At 49.3% G+C, this 15,278-nt stretch carries 13 protein-coding genes and 1 pseudogene; 2 read left to right on the forward strand and 12 right to left on the reverse strand.

The features are described from left to right. Window positions 1–27: 27 nt before the first annotated feature. The 7 genes and pseudogenes from ggt to cysK form a co-directional block, all read right to left on the reverse strand. Complete coding sequence (gene ggt / locus CLV36_RS09910; RefSeq protein WP_181352971.1) at window positions 28–1,665, reverse strand: gamma-glutamyltransferase; 1,638 nt, start codon at window positions 1,663–1,665, stop codon at window positions 28–30. Window positions 1,666–1,697: 32 nt separating this feature from the next. After that, window positions 1,698–2,867 carry a CapA family protein gene (locus tag CLV36_RS09915; protein ID WP_106342576.1) on the reverse strand — a complete coding sequence of 390 codons (1,170 nt, stop codon included), beginning with the start codon at window positions 2,865–2,867 and terminating at the stop codon, window positions 1,698–1,700. A 12-nt stretch (window positions 2,868–2,879) separates the two neighbouring features. Continuing rightward, window positions 2,880–3,341: a poly-gamma-glutamate biosynthesis protein PgsC gene (gene pgsC, locus CLV36_RS09920; RefSeq protein WP_022737811.1), complete on the reverse strand. Its 462-nt coding sequence runs from the start codon at window positions 3,339–3,341 to the stop codon at window positions 2,880–2,882. A 118-nt stretch (window positions 3,342–3,459) separates the two neighbouring features. After that, window positions 3,460–4,602, reverse strand: a pseudogene (gene pgsB / locus CLV36_RS09925) (poly-gamma-glutamate synthase PgsB); the annotation flags it as partial. Between the two features lie 333 nt (window positions 4,603–4,935). Further along, window positions 4,936–5,256 carry a YuzD family protein gene (locus tag CLV36_RS09930; RefSeq protein WP_106342577.1) on the reverse strand — a complete coding sequence of 107 codons (321 nt, stop codon included), beginning with the start codon at window positions 5,254–5,256 and terminating at the stop codon, window positions 4,936–4,938. A gap of 26 nt (window positions 5,257–5,282) precedes the next feature. Beyond that, window positions 5,283–6,416: a bifunctional cystathionine gamma-lyase/homocysteine desulfhydrase gene (locus tag CLV36_RS09935; protein WP_022737808.1), complete on the reverse strand. Its 1,134-nt coding sequence runs from the start codon at window positions 6,414–6,416 to the stop codon at window positions 5,283–5,285. A 1-nt stretch (window position 6,417) separates the two neighbouring features. Further along, window positions 6,418–7,338, reverse strand: a complete 921-nt coding sequence (cysK, locus tag CLV36_RS09940; protein ID WP_106342631.1) for a cysteine synthase A — start codon at window positions 7,336–7,338, stop codon at window positions 6,418–6,420. Between the two features lie 368 nt (window positions 7,339–7,706). Between cysK and CLV36_RS09945 the strand changes: the two genes are divergently transcribed. Next, a complete protein-coding gene (locus tag CLV36_RS09945) occupies window positions 7,707–7,937 on the forward strand; it encodes a NifU family protein (RefSeq protein ID WP_022737806.1) in 231 nt (76 codons plus the stop codon). A gap of 215 nt (window positions 7,938–8,152) precedes the next feature. Beyond that, window positions 8,153–9,403, forward strand: coding sequence for an Nramp family divalent metal transporter (locus tag CLV36_RS09950; protein ID WP_106342578.1), 1,251 nt, complete (start codon window positions 8,153–8,155; stop codon window positions 9,401–9,403). 42 nt (window positions 9,404–9,445) lie between these two features. Here CLV36_RS09950 and CLV36_RS09955 read toward each other — a convergent pair whose 3' ends face one another. From CLV36_RS09955 to CLV36_RS09975, 5 genes are all read right to left on the reverse strand, one after another. Then, complete coding sequence (locus tag CLV36_RS09955; protein ID WP_106342579.1) at window positions 9,446–10,414, reverse strand: ABC transporter ATP-binding protein; 969 nt, start codon at window positions 10,412–10,414, stop codon at window positions 9,446–9,448. 1 nt (window position 10,415) lies between these two features. Beyond that, window positions 10,416–11,432 (reverse strand): ABC transporter ATP-binding protein, encoded by a 1,017-nt coding sequence (locus CLV36_RS09960; protein WP_106342632.1) that lies wholly within the window; start codon window positions 11,430–11,432, stop codon window positions 10,416–10,418. 14 nt (window positions 11,433–11,446) lie between these two features. Beyond that, window positions 11,447–12,373 carry an ABC transporter permease gene (locus CLV36_RS09965; protein ID WP_106342580.1) on the reverse strand — a complete coding sequence of 309 codons (927 nt, stop codon included), beginning with the start codon at window positions 12,371–12,373 and terminating at the stop codon, window positions 11,447–11,449. A gap of 7 nt (window positions 12,374–12,380) precedes the next feature. Beyond that, a complete protein-coding gene (locus CLV36_RS09970; RefSeq protein WP_102991569.1) occupies window positions 12,381–13,310 on the reverse strand; it encodes an ABC transporter permease in 930 nt (309 codons plus the stop codon). 99 nt (window positions 13,311–13,409) lie between these two features. Further along, complete coding sequence (locus CLV36_RS09975) at window positions 13,410–15,035, reverse strand: peptide ABC transporter substrate-binding protein (protein ID WP_106342581.1); 1,626 nt, start codon at window positions 15,033–15,035, stop codon at window positions 13,410–13,412. Between the last annotated feature and the right edge of the window lie 243 nt (window positions 15,036–15,278).

Here is a 15,278-nt window from a genome sequence, read left to right on the forward strand (position 1 = left end):
TTCCGTCATGCCTCCACAAAAATTCCATTAGTCTGAGAAGCGGAACGCTCCATCACGCCGGCTATCAAATCCTCCTTCGATCGTGTTTTGACTCCGGTTCACCCGAATCCCCTGCACGCCGCCGTAGAACAGGCTAGCCGGTTTCAACACGATCGTGTACCCTTTTCGTTTCAATTCCGTCTCTACTTCCGGCGGCAAGGCTCTCTCCACATAGATGACGTTTCCTTCAACGATGAAACGCGGTTGGTTGATTGCCGTTTGCATCGGCATATCATACTCTAACAGCCGCAAAATCACTTCCGTCAAAACCGGTGTGATTCTTCTCCCCCCGGCGCTACCGATCCCCAGCACTGGTCGATCGTTCTTGGTGAAGATGGTCGGCGCCGTATAACTGATCGGCTTTTTGCCCAATTGGGCTCGGTTGGGCGAACCTGCCAGGATACTGAAGTTTTTCAGCTGATTGTTAAGGAAAAAGCCGTCCACATAAATACCTGAACCGAAGAAGTTACTGAGCGTGTTGGTGACCGAGACCATCATCCCTTTTTTATCAACAACCACAAAATGGGTCGTGTTGTCATGATCCTCTTTATCAGCCATCGAGTCGACCACTTGTTTGTATTGGAGGGAGATGCGTTCATTGTTGATGTCGGCGGACAAGCGTTTAATATAATCTTTGCTTAACATATCTTCCACCGGGACATTGATAAAATTGGGATCACCAATGTTTCTCATGCGCGCCCCTTGTACGCGTTTTTCCGTTTCTCCGAGCAAATGGATAAAATCAGCCGACAGGTCTTTGGTCTTTTCGACATTGATCTGATCGGCGATGAACAGAGCTTCCGCCAACATCAGCCCTCCGCTCGGCGGTGGGGTTGTCACCATTTCAAAATCATTATACTTCACTTTCAACGGTTCTTTTTTGGTTGCTTGGTAACGTTTTAAGTCACTTGCCTTGACACCCTTAGATGCCAGTTCAATATCCTTGGCGATAATGCCACTGTAAAAAGCATTGGCACCATTTGTTTGAATCGCCTTTAATGTCGCAGCTAACTCTTTTTGTTGCAACAATTGCTTAGGTTGAATCGGTTTGCCGTCCGGATAAAAGTGGGGCATCTGTTTCACATTCATGCGAAATTGGGCATCCCGCAACCGACCGCTTAACAACGCCGTCACCTCAAACCCGCGTTCAGCCAGTTCGACAGAAGGCTGGATCAAGCGATCCATTGGCATCGACCCGTATTCTTTATGCGCCAGCTCCATCCCTTTGACAAACCCGGGCACGCCTACACCATTAGCAGGAATCAACCCGGTGAACGGGGCGGTTTCCCGGTAATCGATCACGATCGGCTTCTGTTTCTTGCTGTACGGATGAATCAACATCGTGCCGCCCCCGCCGATGCCGGAACCAAACGGCTCCACCACGCCCAACGCGTAGCCGACGGCGATGGCAGCGTCAACGGCGTTACCCCCTTGTTCAAGCACTTTCATCCCCACATTCACCGCTTCAGGATGGGCAGCGGCGACGCCATACTTATAATTTTTTTTAGCGGGGATCGTTTGTTCAAACACCTTGGGGTTATATTTATTTCCTTCATACACATAAGCAAATATCATTCCTACCACAACTAGGATGGAAAGAAGGATATGCATGTTTTTATTGCTCACGTTTCTCTCCCTTCCCCTCTTTTCCTGCTGCCTCATTTGCCTGCAGGCTGTCTTCCCTTACCAGACAGCGGAATGATCCGGGATATGTAATCCCCTTCGCGTGTCCATGTCTGGTTCCATTTATCACTGTACATGAATTCCTCTGTCAATTGGTTGAAGATTTTCTCACGCCGGTACACATTCGACCAACTCGTTAGCGGACGGGGCTGCCCTTCGCGAATCACCATGGGGTGAAGTTCCAACTTGGCTTTTTTCCCACCATGCAAGATTTTGTATTGAACCAGCACGCTTTCTCGGGTGCGGGACCAACCTTGGTCAAACACAAAATTGCCAAGACTGTACAAAATCACGCCTTGTTTATACACTTCCACCGGTTCCAACACATGAGGGTGGTGTCCGATCACCACATCTGCGCCGGCATCCACCAAAGCGCGGGCCAAGCCTTGTTGACGTGGATGATAGCCACTGTCATATTCCAAGCCCCAATGCATGTGCACCAAAACAAGATCCGCATTGCTTTTCGCCTTGGCCACCAGAGGGAAGAACACATCTGGGTCCGCCGGCGCAATGCCCGAACGGTCTTTTCGCGCTCGATAATCCCTAGGAATGATATCGGAAAAACCCAATACGGCCACTTTGATGCCATTGACGGTTTGATACGAAATGCGGCTCGCTTCTTTCAAGTCACGTCCAGCGCCCACCGTGTCAATATCTTGCCCGTCAAACGCTCTTAACGTATCCAACAACCCCTGTTTTCCATAGTCCTTGATGTGGTTGTTGGCCAAACTGACTGAAGAAAATTTGGCTTTTTTCAATGCGTTGACCGCTTCTGGCTTCGTGTTGAGATGAATCTGCACATCCGCTTCCGGATATCCTTCGCGGTTGGTGATGGGGTTTTCAAAATTCCCTGTCACATAATCAGATGCCGCAAAATACGGCTTCACGTATTTGAGCAGATGATCATAACCAAACCGCGGAACGATGGCATAGCCGACATACCGGCCGAACATGATGTCACCAACCATGGAGATGGTCAGTACGCTATTGGGATCTTTTTTCACTGACACTTCTTGAGGCCGGTCGGTAGCGTTCAATACGCTGATCAACACCACCGTGAAGACCGTAGCGATCACGGTGTGAACGGTGGCTTTTTTCTTTTGTTTCTTAATGTATCGTTGCAGTTTTTGCCTCCAGGTCAACATTTCTTTCACTTCCTAGAACAATTGATAAACAAACATGATCAGGAACGTGCATCCACTGAGTAGCAACGTGCTGCCCACTGTCGGAACCAATCCCTGCCTTTGGATGGTATTGGCGATCAGCCCCGGAACAATGATTCCAATTCCGCGAAACTCTTGCATTTCAAAAGGTACATAAGGAACAACCATCGGAGCGAACAAGTCAAAAATCAGTTTCAACCCGATCCCTACCATGAGCATCGCAGCAAATTTGCGGCGGCCGTATAAGATGGTAAACCGCGCCACCACTTTCGTCACAATCAAATACGTCAAAAAGCTGATGAGCAATACCGTTCCAACGAAGATGGGCTGATCGAACACGAGGCCCATATACCCCGGAACGATCAAGCCCGCAGGCACGACGCCCACTTTTTCTGCATATAGCAGGCTGAGAACAACGCCGATAATCAAAGAAATGTATAAATCTGAACCGAACAACGAAATCTTCCTCCTAGCTGACAATTTGCGCAACTTTGACCTTTTTCCCGGGGGATTCTTTCTTTTTGTAGGCCCGGTTTCGCTCTTCTTTCGCTTGCTGATTCATGTGCTCAAAAATCTCGCACAACGGTTCGGCGGAACCGTGGATATTGCCAACTCCGTACACCATCCGATTTTGTAGCTTCGGCTTGATGGCCTTCATGATCGCTTCCGTCGGTTGGTCTTCCAAATCCAACAATGTGTTGCATTTAATGAGACCCGCCTGATAGGCCTCCACGATCGGTTGCGTCGTTTGGCCGATCACCACCAACGTATCTATCTGCATGTGCGGCAACACATCCCTAGCAAACTGTTCTGTGCGATCCACCCGGTCCGGACGGCAATTCATCACCACAATGGGATCTTGCGTCGGATAGCCCAGCATTTTGACCCGCTCCCAAATATTCAAGGTGGAAGCCGCGTCATTAGCCGCGAATCCATTCACAAAGTAAGAGGGTGTGTCACTATGTTCCAATGGCAGAATCCGCATGGCACCCGGGTCGGGATGCGCGTTAAGCATGCCACGGAATGCCGTTTCTTCATCAATCCCCACCGCTTCTGCAACCGCTAGCGCCAAAGCGGCGTTCTCAGGAAAGACCATGTAATCAAATTGACGTAAAAATTTCTCGGAAATACGGGAGTTATCGGCAACATGTACTTGTGTTTTACGTTGCCTTGCCACGCGTTTGAAAAAAGGAACATACGGCCCGTCCGACACGATCAAGTGACCGTTGTATGGGATGGTAGCTGTAAAAGCGTCAGCCACTTCGCGCAGGGTAGGTCCCATCACATCCATGTGGTCCTCCAGCACATTTACGATCACCCCAACATTGGCTTGTAACATCTCTTCTTGGAAAATGATCTGATAGTCAGGATTTACCGCCATACATTCACTCACCAGACAGTTGGCTCCCATCCGAGCCGTTTCAGCCACCACCACTTTTTGTTCGCGGATATTGGGACCTTCCAACCGTCTTTTGATCGGCTTCTCTTCATCCTTGTACCAATAAATCATGCGCGCCGCCGTTCCTGTCGTCTTGCCGACTGCGCGGTATCCCGCCTCCACCATCACCCCGGTGATCAGGCGCGTAACGGTCGATTTACCGCGAATCCCGTTGATGTTGATACGCAGCGGAATCGAATCAATATTCTTCTGGTGTTTCCGCTTTTCCCAAATTCCTAAAAATAAAAGAATGCCCATAAATATGGGGATGAGCCACATTCTTCTCATCTCCTATTCAAGAGTTAATCAATCCGTATTGCACCACAACATCTTATATAATAAAGAATTCTAAAAGAGTTGCTACATCTAAAATTTGTCTACATCATGAATCTCCTGCTATATAAAGGAATAACAACCTATCCTACCTGTATTTCTTTATTCGAAGCAATAATAGATTTTGAATCCATCAATATTTACCATTAAAACAATATAATTAATCGAGGCAAATGGTTAAGCATGTGTTCATTCAGCGCTTTGCACAGAGGGGCTCGCCTCCAACTATGGTTGACAATAAAAAAGCTCTGGCCTGATGCCAGAACTTTTTCTCCGGGTTCAACTTAATTGCTTTACCCCCACACGCTCGATTTTTTGACAGATTTCTTTCAATTTGGGGTTTCCTTCCGCTACAATCTCTCCTTCGATGACGACCACCGGATACCAGAGATCTTCATCCAGCACCCGCTTGGCGAACGCCACCGTTTCCGCCGAGCCAACCGGTTCATGGATATCCACGTAGCGCACATCCACTTGTTCACCGTATTTCCTTTTTAAAGCCGCTTCCAGCCAAGACGATGTCTCTTTGGCTGAAGGGAAATTGACGCAACTGGGGCAAATCTGCTCAGCGCCATACACAAATACGGTTATCGTTTTCATTGATGTCAACTCTTTCCCCTGGAAGATTAGGATAAAGCCTGTTCCAAATCCATCAACAAATCTTCTCCGTCTTCCACTCCCACAGAGATACGGATCAATCCATCGGTGATCCCCAGCTCACGCCGCCGTTCGGCAGGAATGGAAGCGTGCGTCATCCGCGCGGGCACGGAAATCAAACTCTCGATCGCTCCCAAGCTTTCAGCTAACACAAAATAACGCGCTTTTTCCATGACTTGGTCAGCCAGTTCCGCACTGCCGACGTCAAAGGAGACGATCCCCCCAAAGCCTCGGGCCTGTTTAGCCGCCACTTCATGTCCTGGATGCTGAGCGAGGCCGGGATAGTACACTTTTTGCACCCGGTCATGCTCGCTTAACCATGTCGCCAGCATGTGGGCGTTTCGTTCATGCTGTTTCATTCGCAAGCCAAGGGTGCGAATCCCACGCATCAATAGCCATGAATCTTGCGGGCCGAGAATGCCGCCGATCGAATTTTGCAGAAAATGCAGCTCTTCCCCCAATTGCGCGTCTTTGGTCACAATGATGCCAGCTACCACATCGCTGTGGCCACCCAAATACTTGGTGGCACTGTGAATCACCACGTCAGCCCCCAGGTCGAGCGGGTTTTGCCAATAGGGGGTGAGGAATGTGTTGTCCACGGCCAACAAAGCGCCTGCTTCCCGCGCAATGTGCGACAACGCTTCAATATCGCTCACTTTAAGGAGCGGATTACTGGGGGTTTCCATATAAATCGCCTTCGTATTGGGCTTTAGCGCCGCGCGCACTGCATCCGGATCACTGGTGTCCACGAAGGTAACATTGAGACCCATCCGGTTGAAGACACGGCTGATCACCCGGTACGTTCCCCCGTACACATCGTCACCCACAATCAAGTGGTCGCCGGTGTTAAAGAGAGACAGGAAAGTGGAGATCGCCGCCATGCCCGACGAGAAAGCCAAGCCTCTCGCTCCGTTTTCCAGATCAGCGATCAACGTCTCCAAAGCAGCTCGAGTGGGGTTTCCTGTGCGCGAGTACTCATAACCCGCATGTTCTCCCACTCTTTTTTGTTTGTAGGTCGACACTTGATAGATCGGCACACTAACCGCGCCTGTGTGAGGGTCGCCAAAGACGCCGCCATGAATCATTTTTGTATCCAATTTCATCTCATACACCACCCTGGTAAATTTTTTTGCTGAGATAGCGTTCACTGCTGTCAGGAAAGACCGTGACCATCCGAGTCCCTTCCGGTGCCTTTGCCGCCAAACTTAACGCCGCATGGCAAGCCGCACCGGAAGAGCTGCCGACCAGCAATCCCTCTTTCGCGGCCAATTCCTTCACCAGCCGAAACGCGTCTTCGTCTGATACAGTGACCACTTCATCTATCATATTCCAATCGAAATACTCAGGAAACATCTCCATCCCAATCCCTTCGGTTTTATGCGGGCCAGGCTCCCCACCAGCGATGATTGAACCCTCTGGCTCCACAATCACCGTTTTAATGTCCGGGTTTTTCTCCTTCAGATAGCGTGCCACCCCCATAAACGTACCCGAAGAACCCGCCCCGGCGACGAAGATGTCGATTTTGCCGTCCATCTGCTCCCAGATCTCCGGCCCTGTCGTTTCATAATGCGTCTGTGGGTTGGCAGGGTTGGTAAATTGTTGAGGGCAATAAGCCCCGGGAATCTCTTTCGTTAATTCCAGCGCTTTGTTCATCGCTCCGATCATGCCCTCAGCGGTCGGCGTGTTAACCACTTCCGCACCCAGCGCGCGCATCAGCTCCTGCTTCTCCTCCGAAAACTTCTCCGGCACGACAAAAATCACGCGATAACCAGTGCCAACTGCTGCCAAGGCCAAGCCGATGCCTGTGTTTCCCGCTGTCGGCTCAACGATCGTACCGCCCGGCTTAAGCCGTCCGCTCCGTTCCCCATCCCGGATCAGGCCCATGCCCAAGCGGTCTTTGACACTGCCTCCAGGATTGAAATACTCCAGTTTGGCATACAGCTCGACCCCTTTGGCCAACCCCATGCGATGCAAACGCATCATCGGCGTGTGGCCAATCAACTCTCTAATATCGTCAACAATCATTTTTTTCATAGGAGTTGCCCCTTTAACCAAATGATACAGAAAGAGGGTGGATCGATTTATCACGACACGCGGGCCAGCCTGGGCATGGGGAGCGTTTCAGCTGTTAAGCCGAAGCCAGGCTGCAAGCGCGCCGGTCAATCCCCTTCTTCCATACATTGTCATCCTCATAATATATAGGACGATATACTCATCTTAACAAGAAACATGTCAACTAAAAAGATCGACTTCGGAACATCCCGTTTTGCCCCGACTGACAAAGGCATGCCAAATGGACATTGATTTTGTTAAGAAAGTAACCTACAATGAATGTGATTCACCTGCTTTATTGAGTGAACCCATCTATATGGGAAAGGGGTTGTTTATTAACCATGAACGTACAAGAGCGTGTACAAGAAGTATTAGATAAATTGCGTCCGTACATTCAGCGCGACGGCGGTGACGTGGAATTGGTGGAAATTTCCGATGATGGAATCGTCCGCGTTCGTCTGCTTGGCGCTTGCGGTAGCTGCCCAAGCTCGACAATCACGCTGAAAGCCGGCATCGAGCGCGCATTGATGGAAGAAATTCCAGAAGTGCGCGAAGTTGAACAAGTTCTCTAAGACCAAAAACCCTCTACGCGTTAGAGGGGTTTTTCTTATTTTACATAAAAAGGAAGAAAATTGATAGGTATTATTTGAAATCGGACGTTTTTTCCGAATAGTGCGTTTAACAGCGGGTGCCCGTTTGCTACAATGAGGATAAAAGTCCCTGTGAACGGCAAAAGCCATTGTCGGTCACATTTCGCCACAACTCAGATCATTAGGAGGGACATGCCATGCATGCACCACTTCCCCCTTCCTCATTGAAGGAAAAACTGCCCCTACTCGGTCCCGGACTGATTGCGGCCGCCACCGGTGTGGGCGCGGGCGACCTGATCGCCGCTCTCGTTGCCGGAACGAATTATGGCGTTGCCTTCATCTGGGCGATTCTGCTTGGTTCTCTGTTGAAATACACGCTGAATGAAGGGGTTGGTCGCTACCATTTGGTCACAGGGCAAACGCTTTTGCAGGGTTGGCGCACCCTTGGCCGCTGGACGCTCGTGTATTTCGGTGCTTACCTCATGATATGGGGCTTCATCTATGGCGCCGCTGGCCCCACCTCCACCGCTCTGGCAGCGACGGCAATGTTTCCACAATTATCGCTCAACACGTGGGCTATCGTGCACAGCTTGCTTGCGTTTGCCCTCATCTTTCTAGGCCGTTACCAATTGTTCGAACGAGTGATGACCGCTTTGACTGGATTGATGTTTGTAACAGTGGTAGGATCGGCAGTGTTGGTCTTCCCCCATTGGACGAAAATCTTTTCAGGTCTCATTCCTAATGCCCCCGACGGTTCTTTCATTTTTGTACTCGGTCTCATCGGCGGGGTAGGCGGTTCCATCACCATGGCCTCTTATGGCTACTGGATCAAAGAAAAACGCTGGTCCAGCCCGGCTTGGCTGTCAGTCATGCGTCTTGATTCGGGCTTAGCCTATGCGTTGACGGCCATTTTCACCTTGTCGTTGCTTATCGTGGGTGCAGAATTCCTCTATGGCTCTGGCATCGTCATCCAAGATGAAAAAGGGCTGATCACCTTGGCCCAGATGCTGGGCGACAAGTTTGGCACTCCCGTTCGCTGGTTGTTCCTGCTAGGATTTTGGTCCGCTTCTTTCACATCCGTGCTAGGGGTGTGGAATGGCGTCTCCTACCTTTTCGCCGACTGGATGCGCCAAATTAAACGCGAACCGGACACCACCCCGATCAGCACCACCTCACCCACTTACCGCTTTTATGTCGCTTGGCTCACCTTTCCGCCTATGCTTCTACTATTCTGGGGCAAACCCGTCAGTCTCGTCATTCTGTACGGTGTGCTAGGGGCCCTGTTCATGCCTTTTCTAGCCATCACGCTCTTGTTCCTGCTCAACGCCAAGCAACTGGATGCGGCTTATCGTAACCGGTGGTTAACCAATCTGATGTTGTTGGCTGGTGTGCTTCTGTTTGTGTTGCTAGCCGCGCAAGAAATTTGGCGCATTTTCTCAAGCTCATAAAATGAAACAGCCCGGACCTCTAACTGTCCGGGCTTCAATAGATCATTCGTTATATAAATGGCATGCGACAAAGTGGTTCGGTTTCGCTTCTTTCCACTCTGGTACCGCCGTGGCGCAGATGTCCATCGCTTTGGGGCAACGCGTGCGGAAGCGGCAACCGCTCGGCGGGTTGATGGGGCTTGGTACATCCCCTTCCAAAATAATGCGTTCCCGCGTTTTGGCCACTTCTGGATCGGGAATCGGCACCGCCGACAGCAATGCCTCGGTGTAAGGGTGCAACGGTTCATCATACAGCGCGTCACTTTCCGCCAATTCAACCATGCTACCCAAGTACATCACGCCGACTCGGTCGGAAATGTATTTCACCATTGACAAATCATGCGCGATAAAGAGGTAGGTTAACCCTTTTTCTTTTTGCAAGCGGCGCATCAGATTGACCACTTGCGCTTGGATCGACACATCCAACGCGGAGATCGGTTCGTCGGCGATGATGAAGTCTGGTTCCACCGCCAACGCACGGGCGATCCCGATCCGCTGGCGCTGGCCGCCGCTAAACTCATGCGGAAACCGTTCAGCATGATCGGCATTCAAACCGACTGTTTCCAACAGCTCTACGACCCGTTTGCGGCGCTCTTCCCCTGTCGCCAAACCATGGATGTCGATACCCTCGGCGATGATGTCCAACACGTTCATCCGCGGGTTGAGGGACGCGTATGGATCTTGGAAAATCATTTGCATTTCGCGGTTGAATTTCTTCAGCTCTGGGCCTTTTAAGTCATTTACATTGACACCTTTGAAAGTGACGCTACCAGACGTCGGATTGTACAGTCTGATCAAGGTTCGGCCGATGGTCGATTTGCCGCACCCCGATTCACCCACCAAGCCTAGCGTTTCGCCACGGTAGATATCAAAGCTGACCCCGTCGACCGCTTTGACGATTTGGCCGCCGCCCACATCAAAATGCTTTTTGAGTTCTTTAACGGACAAGATCACTTCTTTGTTTTTACTCATCTTACTTCCCTCCTACTGCAGCCGTTGGCGGTTTGACTTCGGGCGCCATCGGATGTTGTAACCAACATGCCACCTGGTGTGTGGAAGACACCTCATCCAGCTCGGGCATTTCTTGCGTACAAATACTCATCGCATGTTGGCACCGGGCCGCAAAAGGACATCCTTGGGGTGGGTCGAGCAAGTTTGGCGGCGTACCCATAATCGGCAGCAATTCTTGGTCGCGGGACAAGTCCAAGCGCGGCATGGAACCCAACAATCCCCATGTGTACGGATGTTTAGGTTGGTAGAAAATCTCTTCCAATTTTCCGCTTTCCACTACTTTGCCAGCATACATGACAACAACGCGGTCGGCGATATCAGCCACCACCCCGAGATCATGGGTGATCAGAATAATGGAAGTACCTGTTTTCTCTTGCAGAGCTTTCATCAAGTCAATGATTTGCGCTTGAATCGTCACATCCAGCGCCGTTGTCGGTTCGTCCGCGATCAGCACCTTCGGTTGGCAAGCCAACGCAATCGCGATCATGGCCCGTTGCCTCATCCCACCGGAAAATTGGTGTGGGTATTGATCCAATCGCGACTCAGGCGAAGGGATCCCTACCAGGCGCAACATTTCAATCGCTTTTTCCCGCGCCGTCTTTTTGTCTAACTTCTGGTGTTTGATCAGCCCTTCCATGATCTGCGTGCCGATCGTCAACGTCGGATTTAAGGAGGTCATCGGATCTTGGAAAATCATCGAAATCTCCGAACCCCGGATTTTCTCCATCTGCTTTTCTGACGCTTTGGTCAAATCAGTGCCTTCAAAAATGATTTCCCCCTGTTTGATCACCCCTGGCGGATTGGGGATTAGCCGCATAATCGTCTGCGACGTCACACTCTTCCCGCAACCTGACTCACCTACAATCGCGATGGTTTCCCCTTTGTTCAAATGGAAATCAACGCCGCGAACCGCTTTGACTTCCCCTTTATATGTTTTAAAAGACACATGCAAGTCTTTGACTTCCAAAATTTTGCTCATCATCGATTCCCCCCCTATTTCCGCATTCTTGGATCTAGTGCGTCTCTCAATCCATCACCCAATAGGTTAAACGACAAAATGATGATGGACAGAACCACCGACGGGTAGATCAATTGATATGGGAAAATCTGTAGATAGGTAGACGCATCGTTAATCAGTACACCCAAACTCGCTTCTGGTGGGCGAATCCCCAATCCGATAAAGGCCAAAAAGGCTTCAAAGAAAATCGCGGATGGAATCGCAAAGGTGACAGCGATAATGATAGGGCCCATCACGTTGGGAATCAGGTGTTTCAGCAAGATGCGCGCATGGCTCGCTCCCAAGGTACGCGCCGCCAACACGTATTCTTGTGATTTCAGTTTCATTACCTGCGCCCGCACCACGCGTGCCATCGGCACCCAACCAGTAATCGCCATCGCTATCGCCACGGGGACAATGCCCGGATCAAAAATTAATAACATCAGAATGATCACAATCAGGTTTGGAATGGAGTACATGACTTCAAGAATCCGCTGCATGACCATATCTACGCGGCCACCAAAGTAACCGGATATTCCTCCAAATGTGACCCCGATCACCACATCCAAAAATGCCGCTAGGAAAGCAATGGTCAAAGAGATTTTCGCCCCGTACCACACGCGTTGCCACATGTCGCGGCCTAAGTGGTCCGTTCCAAAATAATGGTCCGAAAAACTTTCTTTGTTCGCGACATCCAGCATTTGCGTTTGCCAGTCATAGTTGTTGGCCAATGGACCAAAAATAGCTAATAACAGGGTAAGGACAATCAAGGACAATCCCAGCACCGCACCGAGGTTGGAGCGGAAGCGGCCCCATACATCTTGCCAATAGCCAACCGACTTTCTCGATAAGGCGTCTTGTTCTTTTTTTTCAATCTGCGCCGGTTTAAATAAATCAGGACTTAAATTTTTTGCCTTTTCCATCTTCCAATCACTCCTTTGCCCCAGAAATGCGAATGCGCGGATCGATCAATCCGTACAGCAGGTCCACCAAGAAAATAACAATGATGATGAGTGCACTATAGAAAACGGTCACACCCATGATCATGGTATAGTCATTTTGCTGAATCGATTGCACAAAGAATTTGCCCAGGCCTGGCAAGGCGAAGATTTGCTCGATGACGAGGGACCCGGTGATGATGTTCACCGCAAGCGGTCCGAGTACGGTCACCGCAGGAATCAACGCGTTGCGCAATGCATGGCGGATAATGACGGTCGAACGGTTCAGCCCTTTCGCTTTCGCCGTTTTCATGTAGTCCTGATCCAGCACTTCCACCATCTCCGTGCGGACATAACGGGAGATCTGGGCGATGACCCCAAATGATAGCGCTAACGACGGGAGGATAGACGATTCATATGATTCCCATAAGCCAGTCGGCAACCACTGCAACTTCACACCGACAAAGTAAGATAAAAATCCACCCATAACAAAGCTGGGGACGGACACACCGAGTACGGCAACAATAATAGCCGCGTTGTCAACCAGCTTACCTCGGTTCAGTCCGGCAATCGTGCCAAGCAACAAGCCGATCAACGTGCCGAAAATCACCGCTTGTGATCCCACAAATGCGGATACAGGAAACCCTTCCACAATAAAATCGGCCACATTACGGCCATCAAGCGTCATCGATTTGCCCAAATCCCCTTGAAGGAGATTGCCCATAAACTTTACATATTGCACAGGCAGTGGATCTTTTAGCCCGTATTGTTCCAAGATTTGCTCCCTGACTTGCGGCGGGATTTTCTCTTCATTTTTTAGGGGAGTTCCCGGCAACAGATGCATGATAAAGAAGGTGATGGTAATGATTAACCACAACGTGACAACCATGTAACCTAAGCGTTTTAACGTATACCTTAGCACGCAACTCACATCCTTTCGTCAATCTCCAATAAGCAAGGATGAAGGTATATGTCCGCATGCGGACATATACCTTCGTTCATTCAAACCTTTAGCGCGCAATTATTTCTTGCCCTCAATGGACACCTCTTTGAGGCTGTATTGAGCACCAATGACGCGCCATGGCCAGTTTTTCACATAATCTTTTTTCAATCCCAATTGGTTACGGAAGTACAACATCGCAATACCCGTTTCATCCATCAGGATTTTTTCCGCTTGCTTCAGTTGTTCCAAGCGCTCTTCGTAGTTTTCATTAACTGTGGCCGCTCTGATCAATTTGTCATACTCATCGTTTTTCCATTTACCACGGTTGTAGCTTTCATCCGATTTCATGATGGTCAGGTAAGTGAGCGGATCGTTGTAGTCCGCGCTCCAACCACCAATCACGATGTCAAACTTACCGTTTTTACCGCGGTTTAAGCGCTCTTTGAAGGTAACGGAAGCGATTTCCACATTTACACCCAAGTTCACACGGAACTGCTCTTTAAAGAACTCGGCTTGGCGTTTTGCCTTGGTGGTGTCATCCGTCAGCAATTCAACCGTTGGAGCTTTGTCCATACCGATTTCTTTTAATCCCTCGGCCAAGAGTTGTTTTGCTTTTGCCGGATCAAACGGGAAGTCGTATTTCACAATGTCACGGTATTTTTTATCCGGAGTGGCGTAAATTGCAGAATGCACAAAGCCACTTGGCAAAGTAGAGCCGTTTTTCAAGACGCTGTCAATCAGTTTTTGACGATCAATTGCTAAGCTGAAAGCTTGGCGAATTTTTTGGTTTTTGAAGAACTCTTTTTCTCTTTGGTTGAACTCAAGATACCAAACGCTAGACTCTTCAATAACAAATTTTTCTTTGCTACTTTTGTACTTATCTAAGAATTCTGCACCCAAATAGGCGAAGTCCGTTTTGCCTGTTTCATACAAGTTGATCGCTTGCGCGCTGTCTTTCACGATGTTGACGTTAACGGTGTTCAACTTCACATTTGCTTTGTCCCAATACAAATCGTTTTTCTTGTATTGGAAGCTCTTTTCGTGTTTCCAATCAGACAGGACAAAGGCGCCGTTGTACACCATATTCTTCGCTTCCAACGCATATTTGTCGCCATACTTCTCAACGATGTCTTGGCGTTGCGGCAGGAAGGTCGGGAATGTTAAGAGAGCTTTAAAGTACGGGATCGCCGTTTTCAGCTTCACTTCCAGTGTTTTGTCGTCGAGGGCTTTCACTCCGACATCTTCCACTTTCGCTTTGCCGGTGTTGTATTCTTCAGCGTTTTCAAGCACGTACATCATTTGCACATACTCGGAAGCCGTTTTGGGATCCAGCACACGCTTCCAAGAATATTCGAAGTCCTTGGCGGTGACTGGCTTGCCATCGCTCCACTTCGCGTCGCGGATCTTGAAGGTCCAAGTTTTTTGGTCATCGCTTACTTTCGGTTCTTCGGCAGCCATGGCTAACACCGGTTGATCCTTGCCATCTGCTCGGTACAAACCTTCCAAGACGTTATCCAAAATGGTAAAGGATACGGAGTCAGTCGCTTTCGCACTGTCCAAGCTTGGCGGCTCTTGCAATTCGATCAAGTTAAGCGTTTGCCCGTCATCTGATCCGCTATTGCTTCCAAAGTTACAAGCAGATAAGACCAATGATAGCGCGAGCAACACTGCGAATACCGACGAGAGCTTAAATCCCTTGCTCATTCGATTGCCCCCTTTTTTTATGATTAAAAAAATATATAGTTTAGACCAAAGCGGTCTTAAACCCTAAATTTGGAAAAAAGTAAAAAAAATAAAAAGGTTTCACACAATTCGTCAGTGAGAGTCGCTCATCTATGTAGATTGCGCCACAGTTACGAACATAAGTACCCTTAAATTTCGAACAATTTGATCTCCTGCATTAACTTGCGTATTTACCACATAATTATATTTAACTCATAATTCATG

This window comes from Laceyella sediminis (genome assembly GCF_003003125.1).
GTDB lineage: Bacteria > Bacillota > Bacilli > Thermoactinomycetales > Thermoactinomycetaceae > Laceyella > Laceyella tengchongensis.